This window comes from Blastopirellula sediminis (genome assembly GCF_020966755.1).
In the GTDB taxonomy this organism is placed as follows: Bacteria; Planctomycetota; Planctomycetia; order Pirellulales; family Pirellulaceae; genus Blastopirellula; species Blastopirellula sediminis.
On record NZ_JAJKFT010000010.1, the window covers coordinates 3,477,513 to 3,500,622 of the forward strand.

A 23,110-nucleotide genomic window follows, 5' to 3' on the forward strand; every position below is an offset into this window, starting at 1 on the left:
TCCCCCCGACGTCCGGCAATGGAACGCCCGGCGCCAGCTCAAACGGCCGCCGCTCAGCCCGATCGGACTTCGCCCAGCCATCGCAAGCCGTTATACGAAGGCGCCCAAGGGCGCCGTGAACGGATGAAAGCGGCGAAAGCCCCGGTTTGGCGAACTCGCCTTTTCTTGGCGATGATCGCCGGCGTGCTGATCTGGGGAACGATTACGATCTCTACCGGTCACCGCGGCGGTAAAGGACATGATCCGGCTGCTGGTACCGAAGAAGCGCCGCCGTTTGAAACTGACATTCAACTGGGCGAACTAGGAGACGCTCCTGGATTTGGTCCGGCCAAGTCGGGTATCGGTCTCGATGCGGACTTCTCTGACGAACACATTCACATGGAAGAGATGAAGCCGGCGACGACCGCCACGGTCGAAATCGCTCCTCCGCTGCAAAATGGCGGCAACCAAACCGGACCCGATTTCGCTCCGTTTGCGGAACCGGCGCGCGAAGACGAAGCCAGTTATCCGCCGACGCAAGTTAGCGGACGTTCGACGAGCCCGACGATGCCTGTCGGTACGCCGGCGATTAGTTCGGCCGACTTGTTGGGTTCCGGTGGATCGACCGAATATGTCGCCAGCCGACCCGGCGAAGAAGCTGGTCGGGCTCCGACCTCCGGTGGATCGATGTATGGCGCCGGCGGCAATACGACGCAGGTGCAATACGGCACTCCGGCGCCGACCAATCGTAGCGACGCGAATAAGGATTGGTGGAAGGAAGAGCCTCGTGGCACGGCGCCGGTCGATTCTTCGCCAGACGGACGCCCGATGTTCGACCAGAATTCGACCCAAATGACGGCCCCGCCGACCGCTCAACTCGGCATGCCGCAGCCAGTTGCTCCTGCCGAAACCGGCAGCCGCTACGGCCAGCAAGGACTTAGCTCGTCCGACCTGTTCGGCCCGGCGCCGAGCGGCGGCCAGCAAAAGTATTACGCACCAGGTGATCCGGCCGCTGATCGACCGGCCCAAGCTCGCCTGGACGGATATCTAGTACCGACTCAAGATTCGAGGTTGCGCTAATGAGTTCCGTAGATCGAGCCTTCATTCGTGCGTACGGACCGGAAGTTCCCTCGTTGGAAGACCCGGCTGCCGAATACACTCGCAGCGGTCCCGTTTTCCCGGGCGGACCAACGGTCGAGCAACTGTACGAGTGGCGCAAGAAGGGCCTGCGAATTGACCTGCCGGGATCGCCGATCAATGAAGGGGATCTGAGCCCGTTTGCCGAGCAAGCGGCTGCGGTCGAAGAAGAAACGACCGAAGAGTCGGTCTTCGCTGCATCGGCTCAAAACACCGCCGCCGTCGCTGCGGCCGTCGATCGTATCCTGAAGCGAGTTCGCGCTGAACAACAAACCGCCAAGCCGGTCGTCGAGCCGATCGCGAAGCAGTCCCCCGCCCCGCAGGCTCCGGCAGTTGAAAAGCCGGCGGCCAAGACGATCGCTCCACCGGCCGGTAAGACGAGCGACCGGTTGGAATGGGAAAGCATGTTGTCGAAGTCGAGCACGCCGACGTCGACCTTCCGCCCACAATGGGAAGCGCCCCGTTTCGCCTGGCCGGCCACGATCGAGATGTTGCTTGAGCGGGGCGTCGAAGGATTCGCCGAAGTCCGCGCTCGTCTGGCCGAAGTGAGCGGCAATGGAAAGAAAGTGGTCGCCGTCTACAGCTTCGCCGCTGGCGAAGGTTGCACGACGCTGACCCTTTGCCTGGCGAAACTGTTGGCCGCCTGCGGCATGAAAACGGCGATTGTCGACGCCAGCGAAACGAATCCGGAACTCGCGACCCGTTTGGGCGTTCGCGTCGAACATGGTTGGGAAGCGATCGCCCCCGGAGGTCCGACGGTCGAAGACGCCGCGATCCATTCTGTCGCCGACGATCTGACCCTGGCGCCGAGCCTGACGAAAGGCTCGCCGGACAAACTTGATCAATTGCTGCAAAGCATGAAAGGGAGCTACGACATGATCCTGGTCGACGTCGGCCAGATTCATGAGATCCCGAACCAGGTGAATCAAATCGACGCCGCGATGATCGTTCGCGATCTCCGGCTTTCGGACGATTCGCAGGTAGCCGAAGTTGTTCGGCGGCTTGGCAGCGCCGGGATTTCGATCTTAGGCGTCACCGAAAACTTCGTCGGTTAGTTGAACTGAAATGTACGAAGACTATTGGAATCTAAACGTTCGTCCGTTTGAAAACACGGCGATTCCGGCGTTCTACTACCCGGCCGAAGCGGCCCAGGGAACGCTGTTGAAATTGCGTTACGCGGTCGAAAACCGTCGCGGCGCGGCGCTGTTGACCGGCGGCGAAGGGTTGGGCAAAACGCTGCTGGCCCAGTTGCTGCTTGAGCAACTGCCGGAGCAGTTCACGCCGAAGGTTCACGTCGTCTTTCCGTACATGCCGGCCGATCAACTGCTGGCCTACATCGTTCGTGAGCTGGTCGGCGTTGAGCAATCGGCCACTTCGACCATCGCTGACAGCGTGCAGGCGATCCGTCGCGGTTTGAGCGAAAACACCCGCGCCGGCAATCACGCCGTGCTGGTGATCGACGAAGCGCACCTGGTCTCCGATTTCAACGCCCTGGAAACGTTGCGTCTGCTGACCAATCTCGAAACGGACGGGCTGCTCGACATGACGCTGCTGTTGGTCGGGCAGACCGAGATCTTACCGGCGCTGCGGCGGACTCCGGCCTTTGAAACTCGCCTGGCGGTCAAATGCATGGTCAAACCGCTGACGGTGGACGAAACTGCATCGTACGTGCTGCACCGGCTGACGACCGCCGGCGCACGACGCGAGATCTTCGTCCCAGCCGCTTTGGAGCGTCTCCATCAGATCACCGGGGGCGCCCCGCGGCGGATCAATCGGCTGTGCGATTTGGCCCTGCTGATCGCCTTTGCCGAAGAACAAGCGGTCATCTCGGCCGACCAGATTGACGCGGTCCACGAAGAGTTGGTCGCGGTTTCTACCGACTAGGGGCCTTTGCCTTTCGCGCCTGGTCCCCCAAACTCGATCGGCGATTACAATCTATCGAGTGAATGATTCGCCGCTATCGATGGACTCCCCCCTCACCGCTCGCCTGTTCTGGCGATCGCTGTTATTGATTGCGCTGTTGGGGCTCGGGTTGCGGATGTTGCCGCTGGCCGAGAGTCTCTGGCTCGACGAACTGCATACGTCTTGGGTGATCTCCGGCGATTGGGAAGGTCTCGCGAAACGTGCTCGGCAAGGAAACAACAGTCCTCTCTATTTTTGGGGGATGAAGCTGGTCGTCGCTTGTTTTGGCGACGACGAGTGGACCCTGCGAATGCCGTCGGTCATCTGCGGATGTGCGGCGCTGTGCGGTATCGGGGTGCTGGTGCGGCGTTGGAGCGGTTCAGGTTTAGCTGGTTGCGTCGCGGCTCTGCTCGTCGCGCTGGATCGCGACATGATCTTCTATGCGACCGAGGCGCGCCCTTATGCCGCAGCACAGTTAGGGTGTATCGGGGTATTCGCGGTCACGATGCGTCTCTGGCGGGACTTCGATTGGCGGGATGTTTGGATCTGGACGGCATTGGCCGCACTGACGATCCATTTGCATATCACGGCGGGCCTGTTTGTCGCCGCTTGTCTGCCTCCGTTAACGTTGGCCGCTTGGGGACATGGCGCCTGGAAGCGATTGGCGCTGATGCTGATCACGCTGATGGTCTTGCTTGCGCCTCTCTCGTTGCAGTTGCAGGTGATATACGCACGACGACCGAACTGGTCGATCTTTATCCACAGCGGAACCCCGTTGCAGATCATCGAGATTCTCCCGATCATTCCCTTCGGTCTCGTGCCGCTTGCGATTGCGTTGGCGGCGAACGCGTTGCTGAAGGACCGAGAGGCGAGCGAGCGACGAAGCGCCTGGACGGCGATCTATATCTGGGCGATCGTCGCCACCTTGACGCCGATCGGTATCGCGTGGATCGGAACTTACCTGGAATTCACGCCCCTATTTCTGCGGCGATATTTGATCGGCAGTCAGGCGTTGCTGTTCGTCTGGGCGGGGTTGAATATCGGGCGCATTGACCGATTGTGGGTGAGAGCGATTGGCGCCGTCGCGATGTCGGCTTCCATCTTCTTCTTTCATTTGCCCGATCATTGGACGCATCAGCGTCGACAAGACTGGCGGGGCGCCGTCGCCATGTTGGACAAGATGGAACTGCCGGCGAATACGACGCTGATGATCTCGTCGCGGCTGATCGAAGCGAAGGACCTAACGGCGAACGACGACGGCCTGGCCGATTATTGCCGTTTACCGGTCACGGCAATTTATCGCCCTGAGCGAGAGTTCCGCCAGGTGATTCCGCTTCGCTATGGAGCGAGCGGCGATCTGATGCCCTGGCAGCTCAAACTGATCGCAGAGCCGCAAACGATCGTCGTACTGGAGCCAGGGGGACGCGATACGGTCCAAGTGACCGCCGCCGAACTATCAAAGTCGATCCCCTGGGCGTCGACGTTGCGAATCCTTGACGGAAATCGGGGCTTGCAGATGATTCTCGTTGAGCCGGCTAAAGACCAGCGGGACAAGTGACCCAACGGGACCCCGAGTCGACTACTGGTTCATCTGCGTTTGCAATTCTTCGAGCAGACGTTGCAGACGCTCGACTTCGGCTCGCGTCGCTTCATCGACTTCGCCATTCTGAACTCGCCGCTGCAGACGTTCCGCATGATCCCGCAGGCGACCTAATTGCGACGGGGGAATCGCCGGAGCGACCGGCGGCGCCAAGCGACGCATTTCCTGCATCCGCTGTTCGTGCTGAGCGCGCATCTCGTCGACCATCCGCTGATGTTCGGCGCGCATACGAGCGAAGTGCTCGTCCATTTGGAACATCGGCTGCGGAATGGGGAGCCCGTCGACCTGCATCGGCGCGAAGAAACGATTCCCCATCAGTGGGCCGCCGGCTGCGCGGGCTTGATACTTGTCAACAAGTTCGGCCGCTTCGGGATGCTCGTTGCGCAGTTGATCGAGGTCATCCGCTTTAGCGACTTGCGACTCGCCGTCTCCCTCTTTCCATTCGACGCGGATCGGTCCATTTGGATCCCTCTCGATTTGGACGTGCAGCTCGTCGTCGGTGATCTTGATTTCTTCCCGGCCGTTGTTGCGAACGGTCGACATGCTGAAGTTGCGTCCGCGACCACGCATCGCCATGCCATCCAGGCCGGCGTTAGGAATAGGGCCGAACTCCGGAAATTGACGACGCCCGGGGAGCGTTTGCATCGATTGAACGACGGTGGCGGCCAACTTGGCGGCGGTGGCGTTTTCTCCGTCGGCAATCCGTTTCAACGCTCGCATCGCATCATCGCGGACAACATGATCTTCGCTAGCGGCGAACGATTTCAGAATCTCGATCGACTGCGCGACCCGTTCGCCGGCGCCATCGCGGCAAGCTTCTTCCAGCGGAGCGATCGCCGCGGCGCCAAAGTCGCGCAAGATTTCCGCCGCTTCGCGTCGTTCGGCGAACGTGTCGCTATCGAGTTGGCGAATCGCGCGACGGATCGCACGTTCGGTTTGTTCCGCGTCGAGAGCACGCGTGGGGGCCGTTTGTACTGATTGTTCCGCCGTCGGATTCTCCGGTTCAGCCGCGACCGCAGGCAGACTGGCCAGCATCAACGACAGGCAGGCGAAAATACGCGTCGACATAACGTAACGTTCCCAAGTGCGTTTGGAGTTCTTTATTATCTATTCAATATAACGCTAACGGGCGGCGTGGGGAGTGTTGATTTTCTCGGTCGCGGGAGAGCGACGCAACACTTTGCCCGTAATTTAATAGAGTCCTGAGCGGCGTTCCTTGGCCGGAAGGACTTCCAGGCACGTGGTCCACCACCCTGTTTCGATCGTCTCGATAAACTCGGCCGGAAGTCGCTCGCTGGCCATTTCCCGGCTCAGACGCCGAAAATCATACGCCAGCGGCACAAACTGCCAGCTGATCGCTGCATGAGAATCGACGGAAATGATCGTGTACCAGACTTCGGTTTGACCGTCGTTGGCGGGACGACCTAAGACACCTACGTTTACGAAGGCTCGGCGGTTCGCTAGCTCGCGCCCCCAATGAATCCCGGTGTGGGTCGCCAAAATCAGATCGGCTTGTTGGTCCTCAGAAAGCCAGTCCAAAAAGGAAGTCGACGTCGTCGATTCCCATAAAAATTCGTTGGTTCGTCGTGGGCTGCCATGACAAAGCAAGATCTTCCGCCCTTCGATCTCTAGCCGGATTTCCGCTGGCAACGTTCGCAGGTAGGCGCGGTTGTCGGTGGAGGTGTTTTGCAGCGTGTAGTCGTAGCTGATTTGGGCGAAGTAATTGTCGCGTGGATCGGTGTAGCCGCACTGGCAATCGTTCAGCCCGCGACCGATCGAATCGTCATAGTTTCCACAGACGACCTGAATCTGATGCTCATGCAACAAGGGAAAGACGCGGTCCGGATGGGGGCCAAACGCGCCCAGGTCCCCCAAGCAAAACATTTGGTCGACGCCGCGCGACTTCGCGTCGGCGATCGCCGCGTCCAGCGCTAGATAGTTGTTGTAGACTCCGCCGAAGCAGGCGATCCGCGTCGTCATGGCGACTTTCCTGACCCGGCCGCCGTCGACGGATTCGCACAAATCGAGCCGAACTGATAGCAAGTGAAACAGGCGCCATGCGATACCGAGAATGGACGCAGCGACTCGGCCAGCGTTTGCCCTAGCAGCGAATCGGGGGACTCGACCAGAATTGGGCAGACGTGGACGCCCCGATCCGAGACGACGCGGCTTTGCTCGCAAACGAGCTTCGTCGCGTCAAACCCTTCCCACATCTCAGCGGTGATTCGGTCATGCTCCCCATAGCCGCACGACCGCGACTCTTCGGCGCCAAGCCGCAAGGTTGGCAACAGCTTGATCCGCGGTCGCGCGTATCCGATGTCGCGCAGCACTTGGGCGAACCGGGCGACCACTTCCGTTTCTTCGTCGTCCGGCCAGGTGCGAACCGCCGTGATGATCGGCAGAAAATCGTGCTCGACGAGCAAGCCCACTCCGCGCATCGCCCGCTCGAACGTTCCCTCGCCGCGGATCGGATCGTTCGTCTCCGGCGAAAAGCCGTCAATCGAGACGCGGAACTCCAACGAGTAGATCCCCTGCTCTTCCGCCTCGCGCAGCTGACGTAGCCAATCGGGCTTCAAAACGGTTCCGTTGGTCAGCACGGTGACAGGTCCGTAAGCGAGCGCCGCGATCAGCATCGGCACGATCTGCGGATGTAAAAAAGGTTCGCCGCCGGTGAAGTAGAACTCTTTCACGCCGAGAGTCGCCGCTTCCCGCAAACGAAGTTCAACCTCTTCCAAAGAGAGAAAGCCGAACGAGTCGTTCTTTGGATGGCAACTGACGAAGCAATGATTACAAGCCAGGTTGCATCGGAGGCCTGCAACTTGAAACCAAAGAGCGTCGAGATGCGACGGATCGACTTGAGGAGTATCGCCTACGGGCACACGAACCTTACTGGGGATTGGCAGGAAGGAACTGGCGATAGAGATCCAAGTTCTCGCGATCCCCGATGATCGTGAATAGCTGACGAATCTGCTCGAGCCCGTTCTTGATCAGGAACTGCGAGTTGCGGCCATAGCTTTTGGCGCCCAGCACGTAGAAGTCCGGTTCGGGATTGATCAGCAGCTGCGCGTCTCCGGGCGGCTGGGCCATGCAATCAGACGAAGCGTTCTCCATCAGTTTTGCGGCCAATTTGATCGGTCCTTCTGTCGCATAGCAATAGTGGATCTGCATCGAGCGCGTTAATTCGACGTTCGGCACGTAGCCGACGTTGGCGATCACTCGGTCGTATTCATGAACGCCGGGGCGTTTGCCGGCTAGCGTCACTTGAAAGCGATCGCTGTGAGCATCGTAGTGGATGCCGGTGACCGGAGCGTTGGGCCAATGCGTCACATGCGGTTCGCTGTCGGCGGCCAAGCCATTCGCTTTCACCGCCAAGCAATCGCGGGCGGAAAGAGGATCGTCGGTGAAGCGGCGCATCGGGCCTGATGCGTCGGTCTGGTTGTCTTTTCGTGTGATCCAGGTGACCTGCGTATGAAGCGCTTCGCGAGCGAGCTGACCAAGCGCGCAAACGTTGGTCGCCGCAGAATAGCCGGAGCCGATCACCAGCGTATGCTTGCCGGCGTATTTGTCCCGTTCGTCCCCCAGAATGTCAGGCAGGCCGAACTCGACGTGCGGACGAGCCTCGACTTCGCCAGTGGCGGGAACTCCGTTGCTGCCGATCCAAGCTGCCTGGCCGAAGAGCCCGGTGCAATCGATCAGTACGTCGCTCCGATCGATCTGCTCGCGGCCGTCGCTATCTTGCAGCACGACGATAAAGTCGGCGTCGCGTCGCGTCTCTTCGTCGACCATGTCCGACTTCGAGAGCCCTTCCCGGCCGACGGCGACCGCTTTCCAACCGCAGTGGAGACTATCGGCCAGCAGGTCAGAGTCGGCAAGAGGTTGGAGATAGCGTTCGACGTACTCGGCGCCAGTGAGCAGTTCATTCTCGCCGGGCAACTGCAATTCGTCGGCGAACTGAGCGGACAGCGCGCTGCGAGCCAACGGCGAACTGTTCATGCCGAACGGGCTGAACATCGGCACGCTTCCCCAGCGGCGAATCGACTCGGCGGGACGGCCTTGCTCGTAGATCGCGACTTCATAGCCAAGGAAACGAGCGTAGAGAGCGGCTTCGAGGCCGATTGGGCCAGCGCCGAGAATCGTGATTTTCGCCGGAGCGTCGACAGACATGCAGGTAGCGATCGAATCGGTGTGACGGATACGTGGCAGTGCGATATGCACAGCGTACCGATTAGCGCGAATATTGGGAACATGCTGCTTGCAAGGACGCAAAAACCAGCGGAATTATCGAGTTATTTTTTGCGGAAGTCGGCAACCTCCCTGATTGGGAGGCCGAGAAGCGTGAATCGCGTCCTATTTTTTATTGTCAACTTCCTACAAATGGGGCAGGTTCGTCGGCGTTTTCGAAGCGATCAATTTCGACCGAGCAAATCATGGCAGGAAAACTTTCACGCGTCTTGGTTGTCGATGACTCTGCGCTCATGCGCACGCTCATCGCTGACCAGTTGGCTGACGTCGCCGGGATCGAGGTCTGCGGCGAAGCGAGCAATGGTCAGCAGGCCTTGCAGATGCTGAGTCGGCTGCAGCCTGATGTGATCACGCTGGACGTGCAAATGCCTGGCATGGATGGACTCGAAACGCTCGATCGTCTCCTTGCCATCCGGCCGATTCCGGTGATCATGGTCAGCGCGATGACCCAACTGGGCGGCGATATCACGCTCGATGCGCTGGAACGAGGTGCGTTCGACTATGTCGCCAAGCCGGCTGGTCTGGCGCAGGCCGAATCCGTGATGCGCGACGACCTGGTCCGTAAGATTCGCTCGGTCGCCGATACCGACGTCGCCAAAGTGCTGGAAATCCGCCGGGCACGTGCCGAAGCGCGTCGCCAACGTCGCGCCGCCGCCGGCATACCGAAAAAGACGATCGCTCCGCCTCCGAAGAAGGTGGAGCCGGTTACGACCAACGACTGGCCCTGCCGATGCATCGCAATTGGGATCTCGACCGGCGGACCGCCGGCGCTGACCTCGTTGTTTGAGAATCTCCCGGCCGGGTTGCCGCCGATTGTGATCGTGCAACATATGCCGGAACAATTTACCCGTGCATTCGCCAAACGGCTCAACTCGATCTCGCAGGTCGAAGTGAAAGAAGCGGCGAGCGGCGACATGCTGGAACAGGGGCATGCTTACATCGCCCAGGGGGGAAAGCATCTTGAGATTCGTCGCCATACCCGGACGCAGACGCGTCTGGAAGTTTTCGACGGCGAGCCGGTCAGTGGACATCGTCCTTCGGTCGACGTGATGATGCGTTCAGCGGCGAACGTCTTTGGCGACGCCTGCTTGGGGGTCGTGATGACCGGGATGGGACGGGACGGCTCGGATGGATGCAAAGCGATCCGCGAAGCGGGCGGATACGTTCTGGGCCAGGACGAAGCGAGTTCCGACATCTATGGCATGAATCGGGTCGCGTTCCAGGAAGGGAACGTAGACAAGCAGTTCGATCTGCAAGACGCCGCCCAGGCGATCATCCGCGAAGCGAAACGACTCCGCAGCGGATTGGCGGCGGCTCGCTAACGCGAGATTAGCTGCGGTCCAAGCGAAACGGCGACAGATCAAAGTCGACGTCAACTCCGCGGATCAAGCGGCCAAGCAATACGGCGGTCGCCGGCGAAAGGTGTAGACCGCTCCGAAAATGCCCTGCGGCGGCGTAGGCGTTTGCGATCCCTGGCACTGCGCCTATATAAGGTATCCCGTCGATGCTCGCGGGGCGAAGGCCGGCCCAGCTTTGCCGCACTTCGGCCGCTTCCAAGCGAGGAACAAGCTGACAGGCGAACTCGCGCAGTTCCCGAGCGATCTCGACCGTCGTCGAGCAGTCAAAGCCCGCCTCTTCTACGGTCGAACCGACCAGGACCAGGCCGTCGCGACGAGGAACCAGGTAACGGGGGCCTTCGTTGATTGGCGTCGAAAGAAACCGCACGCCGGCGTCGAGCAGCAGCATCTGACCCCGAATAGGTTCGATATCAGGGGTCTTCGCGGCGTGCGAAAAACCGACTCTGGCCAACAACGCATCGGTCAAACGCTGCGACCAGGCTCCGGCGGCGATGCAGTATTGATCGGCCGAGATGCGAGCTTCCGGCGTCCGCACTGCGGTGATCCGATCGCCGGAGAGTTCAAAGTCGATCGCTTCGGCCGTTTCGACAAAGGCGACTCCTCGCAGAGAGCAGGCCTTTTGCAGCGCTTGCAAATGACGCGGGTTCCGCACGATCGCTTCGTCCGGCAGGTGATACGCGGCCTTGGCCTTCATTTCGGGCGCCAGATCGGGAAGTCGCGCGTGGAGTTCGTCCGACGTGATGCGCTCGACGGCGATTCCTTCTTCGAGCCATTGGCTGACGGTGGTGTTCAACGCGGCCGCTTCGCCAACTTTGCGGGCCAGGTAGTAGCCGCCGCACCGTTCGTATTCGTTGTCGATGCCGGTCTCTTCCCGCAGGCGGACCGACCACTCAGCATGGAGTTGGTGGCTGAGAGCTCGCAACTGTTCCTGCGGTTCGACCGCCTGGCCGATCGTCGCAGGAGGCAACAGCCCGGCGCCGGCCCAGGACGCCGCTTTGCCGACTTCCCCTTTGTCGAGGACGGTAACCGTCATGCCGTGCGTCGCCAATTCGTAAGCAAGCGACAGGCCAATCGCCCCGCCGCCGATGATCAGACATTGGGGGTGAGATGACGAAGCGGGCGTCGGGATCGAGTCAGAATTCACAGCGGCGGACAATCGGCGAGAATCGTAGTCAGTTCGGTATATAGCGTACGCGAGTCGAGGTTGGCGTCGTCCCGAGCCAGGTCAGCGAGCAGGCGTTTCAGATCGGCCCGATTATCGACATCGTACCAAGTTGGGGCCTGCGATGTTCGCAGGCCGAGCGTTTCGCAGCGGGTCAGCGTTTGCGACAGGACGTCGGAGGTGCTCCAGGCGATATCGGCGAACAATTCTTCGCACGGCGCTTTCAGCCCTATTAAGTAGTATCCGCCATCTTCAGCCGGGCCGAGGACGACATCATTTTCGCGGAGCAGGTCGAACGCTTGTTGCAGATAGGCGGTCGGCAGGCTGGGACTATCAGAACCGATCAACAGGGCCCGACTCGCCCCGGCGGAGAACGCAAACCGAAAGAAATGGGCAATCCGGGCGCCGAGGTCGCCGCTCGTTTGCGGCTCAAGACGCCAGGTGTCGTCGACTTCGCCGGCGAACGCTTCCGCCTGGTCAGGTGGAGAGAAGACCAGGACGCGGTCTTCACCGAGCTTCCGGAACCTCTGGAGGGAGGTGCGGACCAACTGGTGGTGGACCCTGGCGGCGGCGGATAAACCGATCGTAGCGCCCAGGCGGGTCTTCACTTCGCCGGCTCGCCAATACTTGGCGAACATGCCGAGAATATCCATGGCCTAAGCTTCGACCGCGGCCAACAGTCGACGGAGGAGCATTTCGTTTATTTTGCCGCGAAAACGGACTTTGCCGTCGATTTCGACGACCGGAATGCAGCACCCGTATTTCTTCGTCAGTTCCGGATCTTCATCGATGTTGACCGGTTCGGGAACGATGCCATAGCGGAGCAGAATCTGCTCGGCGTCTTCGCACAAATGGCAACCAGGACGGGTAAACAAACGCGTGCGGTAGGTCGTCATGATTCGCTTCGCGAGGGTGATGTATGTTAAGATTCAGATAAGTTGCGAAGGGCTATCTTAAGTTTCTTCCCCAATTTGAACATGAAACCTGAGATAGGCAAATAACCGTACGATTTTGCTAATGTTAAGCCGAAACGCAATTATTTATACTGCGGGGAACAAGTAACAGACGGATGGCCGGCAGGGGCGACGTCTGATCTCCGATTCCTTGGGCTCGCTATGAGTAGCATTACTTCCGAACGATTCATCGAACTTGCGGGGCGATCGCAGCTGATCCACCCGACGCAATTTGAAAGCGCCGTAGCTGAACTACGCGCCCAAAACGGTGGAGAATTGCCGGAAGATGTGGAAAAGGTCGCCGACTTCTTCGTCGAGAAGAACTTCATTACTACCTGGCACCGCGAGAAGATCCTGCAAGGTAAGTACAAAGGCTTTTTCCTCTCGAAATACAAGCTGCTAGGCCACTTAGGGACCGGCGGCATGAGCAGCGTCTACCTGGGCGAGCATACGGTGATGCAGCGCAAGGTAGCGATCAAGGTGCTGCCGCGAAACCGAGTGAAGGATTCGTCTTATCTAGGACGATTCCACCTCGAAGCGCAAGCCGCCGCTCAACTCGACCATCCAAACATCGTTCGCGCCTTTGACGTCGACAACGAAGGGGATACCCATTACATCGTGATGGAGTATGTCCCGGGGTGCGATTTGCAGGTTCTGGTCCGGGAAAAAGGGCCGCTCGAAGTCGAAACGGCCGCTGACTACATCGCTCAGGCGGCCGATGCGCTGGAGCATGCCCACCAGAGGGGGCTGATCCACCGCGACATTAAGCCGGCCAACTTGCTGCTGGACAACACCGGCGTGGTCAAAGTCCTCGACATGGGGCTGGCTCGTTTTACCAGAGACGATGCGACGTCGTTGACCATCGCCAACCAGGAAAGCGTCTTGGGAACGGCCGACTATCTGTCGCCGGAACAAGCGGTTAACAGTCACAAAGTGGATGGTCGAGCCGACCTTTATAGTCTCGGCTGCTCTCTCTATTTCCTGCTGGTCGGCCATCCGCCGTTTCCGGACGGCAGCCTGGCTCAGCGAATCGCCAAACATCAGACAATTCCTCCGGAGAAGATTCGGAAGCTTCGCCCCAATTGTCCGGCTTCGCTCGCCAAGATCTGCGAGAAGCTGATGATGAAGAAGCCGGAGCAGCGGTATCAATCGGCCAAAGAGGTTGCCGAAGCCCTCCGCAACTGGCTGCAACAACGCCGCAGCGGCGCCGACGAAGAACTGACCGCCGTCGGCGACGAAATCGAACTGCGACAAGTTCGTGCCGAGGGAGAAAAGTCGGGCGTTATTGTTCCTCCGTCGATGCCGCGGGTCGCAGAACTGCTGGAAGAGCCGGGCGACGGGAATTCAGGACTTCTCAATTCTGAGACGGTTCGCGGGCAACGAGTCGAGACCGACCCCGGATTTTCCGGCGGAAGTAACAGCAAGCCGTTGCCGGTGGCGCGGGCGTTGGACGACGATCTCCTCTCCTCGATGTCCGATCCTGGCGCGAGCGGGGTCTTAGATATTAGTATCGCGGATCCGTTGATCTCCCCAGCCGAAAGTGCCGGCGGGCCGACGTTGATTTCTCGCGAGACGCTGCAGAATCGCGTCAATGAGAAGGAAGCGGCGCGAGAAAAGAAGTCGCGAGCGCGTTCGCGCGGCAACAGCGGGATGGACTTCAACTTCGCTGGCATTCCCGCATTCATCTGGATTGCGATCGGGCTTCTCTTCCTTTTGATCGGCGTGCTGCTAGTTCTGATGATGCAGAAGATCGAAGAGGATGAAGCTCCGCCGGCTGCGCCCAAGATGGGCTTCGAAACGTCGAGCGTTGATTCTCCGCTCTATCCCAGTTGCCTCGTAAATCGGGTTTCTTGATACCTCGGTTGGGGGTCTTTTGCGGACGCTTTTCTGGGCGATGTTGGCCGCCTGGGGCCAGGAATCCGGCTGTCCTGTTCGCTGTAAGTTGTTTTCTATATGCAACTTATGCATATTGCTTGAAATCGTGGTCGCTGTCCACGTACCATAGGTGAGTCGAACCGCAGGGACGCTAACGACCAAGTCGGCGTCGCCGCGATCAGCCTGATCGAGCACGCCAAGCGATCCCAATTTCGTTCGTCGAGACCTTCAACGAACGTCGTTCCGTTTCAAAAGTCAGACGCATGGCGCGACAAAATCACAACAAGCTGATTCGAGCGAAGACGAAGCGCGTCGCGATTCCGCGCGACTTTCGTACCGTCGGTCAACTTGGCAAGCGCGGTCGTGGCGAAATGGGACGAGCCAGCGAAGATGGTTTCTCACCGCCGGAAGATTGGCACGAACCGCAGGGCGATACCGGAACCAGTTATCGCGTGGTGGCGCAAGATCCCGGCGAAGGTTTCATCCACGTCGTAACCGAGCAAGACATCCGTGATCGATTGGCGCAGCTGCCGGCGTGGATGATCGAACCGCTCGAAGTCGTTCAGCTAAGTTGCTTGACTCGTAAGAAGTTAAGCTATCCGTGCTACGGCATGCAGTGGGGCTCGGCTCTCTACCTGTATCCGATGGTTGAGGAGTTGATCGAGTACTTCTACGCCCCGCCCCGCCCTGCTCAAGTGGTGGAAGCCAAGATGTATGGGGCGACTTGGGAAGGTGGCGACGACGGCGAGTGGCGACTGGTCTGGACGAAGGATGCGATTCGCGACTTCTACCTGAACAACGTCCTGATCCATGAGTTGGGGCATCTCCTCGATAACCGCAACACGAGCTACGTCGACCGCGAACGGTACGCCGAGTGGTTCGCCATCGAATATGGTTATCGCCCGACGCGACGCGAGTCGTTGGCGGCTCAAGCGGCGAAAAAGGTCGTACGACGTCATCATTCGAGCTAATGCGTCTCGAATTGACGAATTGCAATCGCCGAGGCTGCAATTTCTGAGTACAACGGGAGCTTGGCTTCGCTTCGGAGAAGTCTGCAGGGATGCTTTCCGACCTTCCTGCCTGAAACGTCTAGTCAAGTTTGCTGTAAAAGGGGCCGAGATGAGAGCCTTTCACCTTTTCGCGAAGTTCGCGGCCTGTGCCGCTTTAGCGGCGGTGCTGCTGACGCCTTGGACGGCCGAAGCGGCCCCCACCGATGAGCAGCGGAACGAAGTTCGCGATTTGAAGGTCGAAATCCGCAAGGCGTCCAACTTCCTGAAGCAAGGGAAAGTCGCCGAATCGACCCAAACGGTCAAACTGATCATCGAACGGCTGAAGAAGCTGGAAGGGGTCGACCCGGAACTGCAGGAATCGGTCGATCAACTCTTTGAGTCGCTCGCCCCGGCCCATGCCTTCCTGGAACTGGAAGGGGTGACCCTGCCGAGAATGCGCAACGCCGCGGTCGTCGAATCGACGCAGATGATGCCGGCTCCGGCGCCGGGAACTCCGGCTCCTCCGGCCAGCACGTTGCCGACGATGTTTCCGGCCGCCAATCTCAGCTTCACCAAGCATATCGCGCCGATCATCGTCGCTCGCTGCGGCAACTGTCACGTGAATCAGGCCCGCGGCCAATTCAGCTCGTCCAGCTACGAAGTGCTGATGAAAGGCCCGGCCGAAGGGGTTGTGATCTTCCCTGGTCAGGATGGAAGTCGTTTCGTCGAAGTGATCGAGACCGGCGACATGCCGCGCGGCGGCCAGCGGGTTACGCCGGCCGAACTGACCGCGCTGAAGACCTGGATCAAGGAAGGCGCCAAGTTCGACGGTACTGATCCGAAAGCGAATCTCTCGATGCTCGCTCCCGGCGCCGCTCCGATGCCGATGCCCCGGTTGGAAGTCGCCAGCGCCAGCGGCAACGAGAAGGTCAGCTTCGGGCGCGACATCGCGCCGGTGCTGCTCGAACGCTGCACCAGCTGCCACAACCAGCAAAACAATCCGGGCAACTTCAGCCTGGCCAGCTTTCAGACGATGCTCCGCGGCGGCGACAGCGGCGCTCCGCTCTCGCCCGGCAAGCCGAACGAAAGCTTGATGATCCAGTTGTTCAAAGCTCCGGCGCCTGATCGGATGCCGCGTAACGGTCCGCCGCTGACCGATCAGCAGATCAAGAACTTTGAAACCTGGATTGCCGAGGGCGCCAAGTTCGACGGCGATGCACCGACTTCGTCGATCCAGCGAATCGCCGCCTACGCGTTCGCCAAGAATGCGACGCATGACGAACTGGCGAAGACTCGGGAAGCTTCGAGCAAGTCGAAGATTCAGCTCGGGCTTCCCGGCGTCGCAATGTCGACCTCGGATCGCAAGGACCTCTTTGTGATGGGCGCCTTGGGACAAGACGCGAACGATGAGTTCGCTGATCAGGCCGAAAAGGTGGCCGACGACGTCCGCCGCATTTTGAAGGCTCCGTCAGGGCAACCGCTGGTCAAAGGTCGCATCACCCTCTTCCTGGTGAAAGCGAAGTATGACTACAACGAATTCAGTAAGATGGTCGAACGTCGCGACGTTCCGCCGCAATGGCAAGGGCACTACTGGTACGATGTGACCGACGCGTACGGCATGGTGCAGTTGCCGGCCAATGACGCGTTTAGCCTTGATGCGATGTTCGCTCAGGTGATTGCGAGCAATTATGTGGCCAGTCTCGACGCTCCTGATTGGTTCGCCGATGGCGTCGGCCGGGTGGTCGCTTCGCGCGTCTCCGGTAAAGATCCGCGCGTCGTCGACTGGGGGAACCAACTGCAATCGGCAGTCGGCGCGATGAAGAAGCCGGAAGACTTCGTCGAGATGAAGCTCGCGCCCGATCAGAACGGCGTCGTCAGCTACGCGTTCCTGAAATCGCTGATGGGAAAGAGTCAGCAGTTTGATGCACTGATGCAGGCCCTGCGAAAAGGAACGCCGTTTGAACCTGCGTTTGCCGCCGCTTATGGTAAGCCGCCGGCGGATGTCGCCAAGGCGTGGGTCGCATCGGGCGGTCGTTAAGCGACCGACTCGCAAAGTAGAGTTTTGGAATCAAGCCGTCGCTTTATGCGGCGGCTTGGTTTTTGCGCGGACGTTATGCGGCGCGGGAGGCCACGGGCTGGAAGCCTCGGCGGCGGTCTCCATCTCCTGTGCGACACGGTCTTTCCATCGACTCGACAAAAAGTATTCGCGATAGATCAGCGCCAGATCGCCGATCGCCAGCAGGAAATGTCGCGCCTTCAGTTTCGAGCCGGGGATCTCACGCCATGACTCCAGCGGCAGTTCGTAGATCGAACTGCGAGCCGCCTGACGATCGCCGGCGACGCGGAGTCGGGCGAAGACTTCCACGTCAAAGATCCAGCGTGACAGAAAGGGAGTCGCGAACAGGAAGCGGGCCAGATCGTTGTTGCGGATCAGCTTGGCGCCGCATTGCGTGTCGGCGATTGAGATGCCGAGCAGCGTCGAAGCGACGCGAGCGAATCCGCTGCCGATGAAACGACGAATCGGTTTGCGCTCGATCACGTGTCCTGCCAGCGGTAAACGAACGCCGATCGCCATCTGCATCTCGGGGCGACGCGTGAGGGCGTCTTGTAAACGGCGACATTCGGCGAGCGGCGTCGCCAGGTCAGCGTCGAGAAAGCCGACGTACTCGGCGTCCTGCTCGAGCGCTTGAAGCATGCCGATGCGAACCGCTTCCGCCTTCCCTTGGTTCTGCGGCAGGTCGATCGCAGCGAAGCGTTCCGGCTGACGATCGGCGAACTGATGCAAAAGTTCGCTCGTTCCGTCGCGGCTGCCGTCGTTGACGAACAGAAAGTCAATGTCCGGATTGGCGGCGGCGAACGCGGCGAATGCCGCGAGATCGATGCGATCCGCTTCGTTGTAGCACGGGATGACGAATAGGGACTTCGGCACGCGTTCAGTCAGCAATCTAGGGGAATGTCGTTAACGCCGAGTCGGCACGTCAGGGGCGGCGGTTTGAATTGCGGTCTGCGGCTGAACGACCGCGATGCCGATTTTCAGCGGCGGTCGATCGTGGTTCTTGGTCCATGCGAATTCCAGCGGCTGCAGGATTTCGGCGTTGGGATACTGCCGTTTGAGTTGCAGTTCGTAGTCCTTGTCGGCGGTCGCCATCTCCCAGACGATGACGCCTCCTTCGCTCTTCCAAGCGTCACGCTCGGTCCAGGTGGGGAGGTCATGATCGAGTTCGGCCGAGATCGACGGCCGCTCGGGATGGTAGACGTTGACGTTGGCGGCCAGCCACCAATCGCCGCCGAGGTTTTCCAGCGGTTCGTCGCTCCGCTCGCTCCACGCCTCTTCCACTTCAGCGGCCAGTTGTTCGCCCGGATAGTCGACCCGCAGCGGCAGGTTGACCATGCCGTCGCCAATCACGTTGCGGACTCCCAGTCCCAGCGCGAAGCAAATTCCGGCCACGGCCGAAGCGTAGACGGTGCGGCGAACGAGCGCCGGATCAACGCGAAATTCAAACCACGCGAAGAGTAAAACGCCGACGAACGTAAACATCGACGCTCCCCACATGCTGCGGAGGTGAGCGCCGGTCAAAAGCGAAAAGCCGAGGGCGAGCAAGAGCGGGCCAAGGACGATCCAAGTGAGATAACTGCGGGTGAACCGCGCCGCTTCGTCGACTGTTCGAAACTTCCAGCGCCAGCCGAGCAGGATCGTCGCCAGGATCATCGTGACGGCGATCGCGCCAAGTTGCGAGCCGAGGAATTCGGCCGGATGCGCTACGTGCGAAAGCAACGAATGCGTCGCCGACGACCGGGCCGCTATGTAGCGGAGCGTCGCGAAGTCGTTGGAAACGAGCCACCAAAGATGCGGCGCCGCCAAGGTCAAGGAAACGCCGGTCAAAACGTACGGCCCTGCCGTTTTCCAGCAGGCGCGAGCCCGCGAATTGACGAACGAGAAGAGGAGCGTCGCCGCCAGCAACAGCGCCGCGTCATACTTCGAAAGCACCGCCGCCGCCAGAAAGAGTCCGGCTGCAGCCCAATCGCGGATGCGCCCGCGCGCGATTCCGTAGTAGGCGAACAGGATGAACAAAGCCCAGCAGGCCTTGGCCATGATGTTGTTGTTGAACTCCGGCGTCGTGCAGTTGTAGTAGACGCTTCCTTCTAATACGACGGTTGCGGCCAAGGCGATTCCGGGAGAAAGGAACTCGCGCCCCAGTTTCCAAGCCGCCCAAAAACAGGCGACGATACAGACTTGGCTCAGCAAATAGGTCGACCAGACAGGATCGCCAGGCAGGTACGAGGCCGCTTCGGCCGCCCAAGCGGGAAGCGGCGGGTGTTTGGCATAGCCCCACTGCCACTCATGCCCCCAATTGAGCATCTCGACGTTATCGAGCGGTCCGTTCGCTTGCGTGAGGAAAGGGACGGCGGTCCAAAGGAGCAAGTGACCGATGGCGAACGCCCAGAACCACCGCGCGGAAAAGTCGGATTGGTTCGTGTCGGGGGCGTTCATCGTGACAAGCCGGAATCGTGCGTTGGCGAAGGCCCCGAGGGGGGCCGTGTTCTATATTTCGCCTACTTTTAGAGAGAAAGCACGAATTACGCCAGATCAATTTGACTGCAAGCTAGCGGCGTCCACCCCTAGCTACAGCAGTCCCCAGCCGGGGAGCACATAGAAAATGCAGATGAGCAGCGCCGCGACGACCAACACCACACTGCCAATCTGGTAGAGGATGATGTTGAGCAGATTGCTGGCCCCCGATCCAGCGTTGAAGCCACGCTGGCAATGTCGGCAAACGGCGTGATTTAGCAGCCAGGGGCCGACGAAACCTCCCCAATGCGTGAAGACGGGGCGTTCAAAGTCGGACTGGCCGCAGTAGGGACAGATGCCGGGGCCGCGAACTTCGTATTCGTTCGACGGCGCGACCGGCGATTGAAACGGATTCTCGAGCGAATTGTCGGTTGGACGTTGGCTCATGGCGCTGTGCGGCGAAGTTGATGAGCGGCCAAAGAAAACGGCCCGCTAAGGGGCCGTTTTGTGGTCGCGACGCATCACCTGGTTTTAGTGGTGATGGTGGTGATCTTCGATCTTTCCTTTGAGTTCTTTCCCATCGACGTCAAAGACGACGACTGCATCGACTTCTTCCGAAGTCAGAATCGTGGCGGCCAGCGGATCGGTCAGAACGAACTTGGCGGACGTCTCGGCGCCTTCGGCGCGTTCCGCTTTGGCGGCGACTTCCTTGGTTTCTCCGCCGGTGGTCAGTTTGACCGTGATCGCTTCGGCGGCGATCGGGGCTTCTTTCTTCGCGTCGGCGTCAAGCACGTAGAAGGTGATCATCTTCTCGGCGTCCTCGGCCTGCTTCCCTTCCGGGTGAACCCATTCCAAGTGATATGGGCCCCCTTCGAGCTCAACGATATGACCGCCATTGGGGCCAATTTCGCCGTGATCGTGTCCGGCATGTTCGTCGTGATCGTGGTCATGGTCGCCATGATCATGATCGTGGTCGTGATCATGGTCGCCAGAATCGGCCGGTTTCGACGACGTGCAGCCGATCGACATCGTCGCACTGAAGCCGCAAAGGGCGGTCGCCAACAGGAGCCCGGTCAGGGTAATACGCATGAGTTGTGTTTCCTTGGAGCAGAAGAATTCGGCGTCGGGAAATGGCTAAATGCAATTGAATTTCATCTAGGATACCGAATTCTCCGCCGCGATAAAGATGACTCTTGCGGCTGGGGACTATAAATCGATTCCGCCAGGCGCCGCGGCGGCCGGTGCTTGTTCCCTCAGGAACGGAGCCAGATACGAATCGTCGGCGCCGGACAAACGGGACCGCGCGGCGGCGAAGTACTTCCGCGCCGTTTCGACCTGCCCGTCCAGATAGAGGACGATACCGACGTCGAACAGGTTGTCGGAGCTTGTCGGATCGTTGATCGTTCGGCGGGCGATCCCTTCCAACAGGGCGTTTTTCGCCAGCGGATTGCCGGCGTACAGTTCTTCCAGGTTAAAGCTGGTGGTGAAGATGTACTGGGGATCGAGTTGCATGCCGCGTTGGAACGACTCGGCCCCTTCTTCCATGCGGCCGGTCGCCAGATAGCCAAGTCCGAGTCGGAACTGCGGAGCCGCCAAGTCGGGCGCTGCGGCGACGGCGTCGCGATACTTCGCCATCGCTTCATGAAATCTCTGCTCTTTGAACAGCCGATCGCCGAACGCAACGTACCGCGATGCTCGTTCGCGAGCGGCGGGTTGCGAAGGCTCCGGAATGCCCGGCTCCTTCCGTTCCCCCAGCGCAACGCGCAGCATGTCTGGCGTCAGCGTCGGATAGGTTGGATTCGGCAAGTCGGTCAAGTTTTGCGAGAGGAGCGGTCCCATCGCGAAGTCGCGCGGAAGGCCGTAAAACTGCTTTATCGCTTGAGGTCCCCAGCGCAGTTCCGCCGGTTCGTGCGGCGGCAGGAAGTACTCAGTGTACTGAGCGCTGGGGTTGTAGTAGACGCCGTACGGCTGCCAGTAATTGGAAGCGTAGACGGTCGACTGGTAGTAATTGGGCGACCAGCCATAGCCCGGCGTGATGCCGCCGTAGGCCGGAAAGAATCCGCCGTAGAAGTTATAGACGCCGCCGTTACCGGGCCAGAAGCCGGAGCCGCCCCAACCGCCCCAGCCATTATTCCATCCGCCGTTCCAACCTCCGCCGCTCCAACCGCGATTCCAGTTGCCGCCGCCGTTCCAACCGTGGGAATGATGGCTATGGGAACCGCTGCTAAAGCTGTTGAAGGTGGGATGGTTGTTGTATTTGCCGTTGGGGGTGCCGCGAAGATCTTGGGCGATTACCGAGCCTGGCAGGCCGATAACGGCCAGGACGATCATGGTTAGCCAAGAGGCTCGGTTGCTCTTCATCTTGTTCCCTTCCGCCATGGGAGTCACAGAAAGCGGACGATCCGCCTTCTGATATTATCCAGACAACGGAAGTCTACGACAAGCAAAATCGCTAGTTCCGTGGCGCCAAAAGGGGCGTCGGCGCTACTCGTCCGTGTTCTCAATGCCGGCTTCGGCGCCGGCGACGCCCTCCTCTTGCTCCATCGCATACTCGTAAACGAGTCCCCAAGCTTCCAGCTCGGTCATTTCATATTCATCCGCCAATTCGGCGGCCAGTTCAGCCAGATCAATGGTGGTCATCTTTAGGGTTCCTTCAAAAATCGAGGGGTGAATGAAAGTTCCGGCCGCTGTTAGGGAGCGGCGTCGGCAGCTTGCGACTCAAGCATCCACAGTTGTTTTTCGAGCGTCCGGCAGATGCCGATCAACAAGTCCTGGCTGATCAGATCGTCGTCGCCGATCGCATCGATTCGCAGACGGAGCGAGGTCGAGCAAGTCGACATCTGATCCGAGATCAGGCGGATCGCGTCTTGCACGCTGACGATTCCGGCTGGGAATGGTTCGAGTTCGGTCGACGCGGCGACCGTACTGGCGCGACCGTCGGCCGCGACGCCAAGGGCGGCGATTCGTTCCGCGATCTCGTCGCTGACGACTCGAGCGGCGTCGATGATTTCATCGAGGTGAAGATGAACGGCGCGGAAGCCGAGCCCGCGTAGGTTCCAGTGCGCTTGTTTCGCCTGTAGGGCCAAATCGATCTGATCAATCAGCGAACTTTGCAACTGATGCGCGACTTGGTCGCGCGTTTCGGTCGGCAAGATTTCTCGTTGTGTTGCGGTGATTCCCATGGTCTTGCTCCTGGGTTGGGTAAATGATTTACGAAGGGGATATACAACGCTTAACGCAGCATGCGTGCCGAACGTGGAGAAACTGATCGCCAAGGCCGCAGGAAACGCAAAATCCCGTCGCTTCGGCGCTTTCTGCGATCGGCCGCAGCTGATGCGATATCGGCGAACTCTGGTTGCGGATCGACCACCAGGGCCGCACTCCGGCCAGTTTTCGACTTGAA

Annotated in this window: 22 protein-coding genes; 8 read left to right on the forward strand and 14 right to left on the reverse strand. The window is 59.8% G+C overall.

The features are described 5' to 3' along the window. From LOC68_RS25730 to LOC68_RS25745, 4 genes are all read left to right on the forward strand, one after another. Window positions 1-1,059 (forward strand): hypothetical protein (locus LOC68_RS25730; protein ID WP_230224431.1); only part of this gene is annotated, 1,059 nt, incomplete at its 5' end. Next, window positions 1,059-2,171, forward strand: coding sequence for a tyrosine-protein kinase family protein (locus LOC68_RS25735; protein ID WP_230224434.1), 1,113 nt, complete (start codon window positions 1,059-1,061; stop codon window positions 2,169-2,171). The genes LOC68_RS25730 and LOC68_RS25735, both read left to right, overlap by 1 nt. Window positions 2,172-2,181: 10 nt before the next feature. After that, the gene (locus tag LOC68_RS25740; RefSeq protein ID WP_230224436.1) at window positions 2,182-3,000 is read left to right on the forward strand and encodes an ExeA family protein; all 819 of its coding nucleotides are present in this window, start codon (window positions 2,182-2,184) and stop codon (window positions 2,998-3,000) included. 79 nt (window positions 3,001-3,079) lie between these two features. Beyond that, a complete protein-coding gene (locus tag LOC68_RS25745) occupies window positions 3,080-4,576 on the forward strand; it encodes a glycosyltransferase family 39 protein (RefSeq protein ID WP_230224438.1) in 1,497 nt (498 codons plus the stop codon). A gap of 21 nt (window positions 4,577-4,597) precedes the next feature. On the opposite strand, the gene LOC68_RS25750 is transcribed toward LOC68_RS25745, so the two are convergent. The 4 genes from LOC68_RS25750 to LOC68_RS25765 form a co-directional block, all read right to left on the reverse strand. Next, complete coding sequence (locus LOC68_RS25750) at window positions 4,598-5,686, reverse strand: HEAT repeat domain-containing protein (RefSeq protein ID WP_230224440.1); 1,089 nt, start codon at window positions 5,684-5,686, stop codon at window positions 4,598-4,600. A 123-nt stretch (window positions 5,687-5,809) separates the two neighbouring features. Beyond that, the gene (locus LOC68_RS25755) at window positions 5,810-6,598 is read right to left on the reverse strand and encodes a metallophosphoesterase family protein (RefSeq protein ID WP_230224442.1); all 789 of its coding nucleotides are present in this window, start codon (window positions 6,596-6,598) and stop codon (window positions 5,810-5,812) included. After that, on the reverse strand, window positions 6,595-7,497 hold the full coding sequence (locus LOC68_RS25760; protein ID WP_230224444.1) for a radical SAM protein: 903 nt from the start codon (window positions 7,495-7,497) through the stop codon (window positions 6,595-6,597). The genes LOC68_RS25755 and LOC68_RS25760 overlap by 4 nt, the downstream gene beginning before the upstream one ends. 7 nt (window positions 7,498-7,504) lie before the next feature. Continuing rightward, window positions 7,505-8,782, reverse strand: coding sequence for an NAD(P)/FAD-dependent oxidoreductase (locus LOC68_RS25765; RefSeq protein WP_230224446.1), 1,278 nt, complete (start codon window positions 8,780-8,782; stop codon window positions 7,505-7,507). Between the two features lie 263 nt (window positions 8,783-9,045). On the opposite strand from LOC68_RS25765, the gene LOC68_RS25770 reads away from it, so the two are divergent. After that, complete coding sequence (locus tag LOC68_RS25770; RefSeq protein WP_255670709.1) at window positions 9,046-10,182, forward strand: protein-glutamate methylesterase/protein-glutamine glutaminase; 1,137 nt, start codon at window positions 9,046-9,048, stop codon at window positions 10,180-10,182. Window positions 10,183-10,189: 7 nt separating this feature from the next. On the opposite strand, the gene thiO is transcribed toward LOC68_RS25770, so the two are convergent. Genes thiO through LOC68_RS25785 form a run of 3 tightly spaced genes read right to left on the reverse strand, consistent with a single transcriptional unit; the run spans window position 10,190 to window position 12,276 of the window. Next, window positions 10,190-11,362, reverse strand: a complete 1,173-nt coding sequence (gene thiO, locus LOC68_RS25775; RefSeq protein WP_230224450.1) for a glycine oxidase ThiO — start codon at window positions 11,360-11,362, stop codon at window positions 10,190-10,192. Next, a complete protein-coding gene (locus LOC68_RS25780) occupies window positions 11,359-12,033 on the reverse strand; it encodes a TIGR04282 family arsenosugar biosynthesis glycosyltransferase (protein ID WP_230224463.1) in 675 nt (224 codons plus the stop codon). Before LOC68_RS25780 ends, thiO begins: the two co-directional genes overlap by 4 nt. A 3-nt stretch (window positions 12,034-12,036) precedes the next feature. Next, window positions 12,037-12,276, reverse strand: coding sequence for a glutaredoxin family protein (locus LOC68_RS25785; RefSeq protein ID WP_230224465.1), 240 nt, complete (start codon window positions 12,274-12,276; stop codon window positions 12,037-12,039). Window positions 12,277-12,495: 219 nt separating this feature from the next. Between LOC68_RS25785 and LOC68_RS25790 the strand changes: the two genes are divergently transcribed. From LOC68_RS25790 to LOC68_RS25800, 3 genes are all read left to right on the forward strand, one after another. Continuing rightward, window positions 12,496-14,187, forward strand: a complete 1,692-nt coding sequence (locus tag LOC68_RS25790) for a serine/threonine protein kinase (RefSeq protein ID WP_230224467.1) — start codon at window positions 12,496-12,498, stop codon at window positions 14,185-14,187. 284 nt (window positions 14,188-14,471) lie between these two features. Then, on the forward strand, window positions 14,472-15,179 hold the full coding sequence (locus LOC68_RS25795; RefSeq protein WP_230224469.1) for a hypothetical protein: 708 nt from the start codon (window positions 14,472-14,474) through the stop codon (window positions 15,177-15,179). A gap of 148 nt (window positions 15,180-15,327) precedes the next feature. Continuing rightward, window positions 15,328-17,235, forward strand: coding sequence for a c-type cytochrome domain-containing protein (locus LOC68_RS25800; protein WP_230224471.1), 1,908 nt, complete (start codon window positions 15,328-15,330; stop codon window positions 17,233-17,235). 30 nt (window positions 17,236-17,265) lie between these two features. Here LOC68_RS25800 and LOC68_RS25805 read toward each other — a convergent pair whose 3' ends face one another. The 7 genes from LOC68_RS25805 to dps all read right to left on the reverse strand — a co-directional run bounded on the left by LOC68_RS25805 (window position 17,266) and on the right by dps (window position 22,889). Next, window positions 17,266-18,126 (reverse strand): dolichyl-phosphate beta-glucosyltransferase, encoded by an 861-nt coding sequence (locus tag LOC68_RS25805; protein ID WP_230224479.1) that lies wholly within the window; start codon window positions 18,124-18,126, stop codon window positions 17,266-17,268. A 30-nt stretch (window positions 18,127-18,156) separates the two neighbouring features. Beyond that, the gene (locus LOC68_RS25810) at window positions 18,157-19,689 is read right to left on the reverse strand and encodes a glycosyltransferase family 39 protein (RefSeq protein WP_230224482.1); all 1,533 of its coding nucleotides are present in this window, start codon (window positions 19,687-19,689) and stop codon (window positions 18,157-18,159) included. 132 nt (window positions 19,690-19,821) lie between these two features. Continuing rightward, window positions 19,822-20,154 carry a hypothetical protein gene (locus tag LOC68_RS25815; RefSeq protein WP_230224484.1) on the reverse strand — a complete coding sequence of 111 codons (333 nt, stop codon included), beginning with the start codon at window positions 20,152-20,154 and terminating at the stop codon, window positions 19,822-19,824. 84 nt (window positions 20,155-20,238) lie between these two features. Next, window positions 20,239-20,796: a hypothetical protein gene (locus LOC68_RS25820; protein ID WP_230224486.1), complete on the reverse strand. Its 558-nt coding sequence runs from the start codon at window positions 20,794-20,796 to the stop codon at window positions 20,239-20,241. A gap of 117 nt (window positions 20,797-20,913) precedes the next feature. After that, window positions 20,914-22,068: a tetratricopeptide repeat protein gene (locus LOC68_RS25825; protein ID WP_230224488.1), complete on the reverse strand. Its 1,155-nt coding sequence runs from the start codon at window positions 22,066-22,068 to the stop codon at window positions 20,914-20,916. 123 nt (window positions 22,069-22,191) lie between these two features. Continuing rightward, entirely contained in the window at window positions 22,192-22,347 is a 156-nt protein-coding gene (locus tag LOC68_RS25830; RefSeq protein WP_230224489.1) for a hypothetical protein, read from the reverse strand. Between the two features lie 50 nt (window positions 22,348-22,397). Further along, the gene (dps, locus tag LOC68_RS25835) at window positions 22,398-22,889 is read right to left on the reverse strand and encodes a DNA starvation/stationary phase protection protein Dps (RefSeq protein WP_230224491.1); all 492 of its coding nucleotides are present in this window, start codon (window positions 22,887-22,889) and stop codon (window positions 22,398-22,400) included. Window positions 22,890-23,110 lie beyond the last annotated feature (221 nt).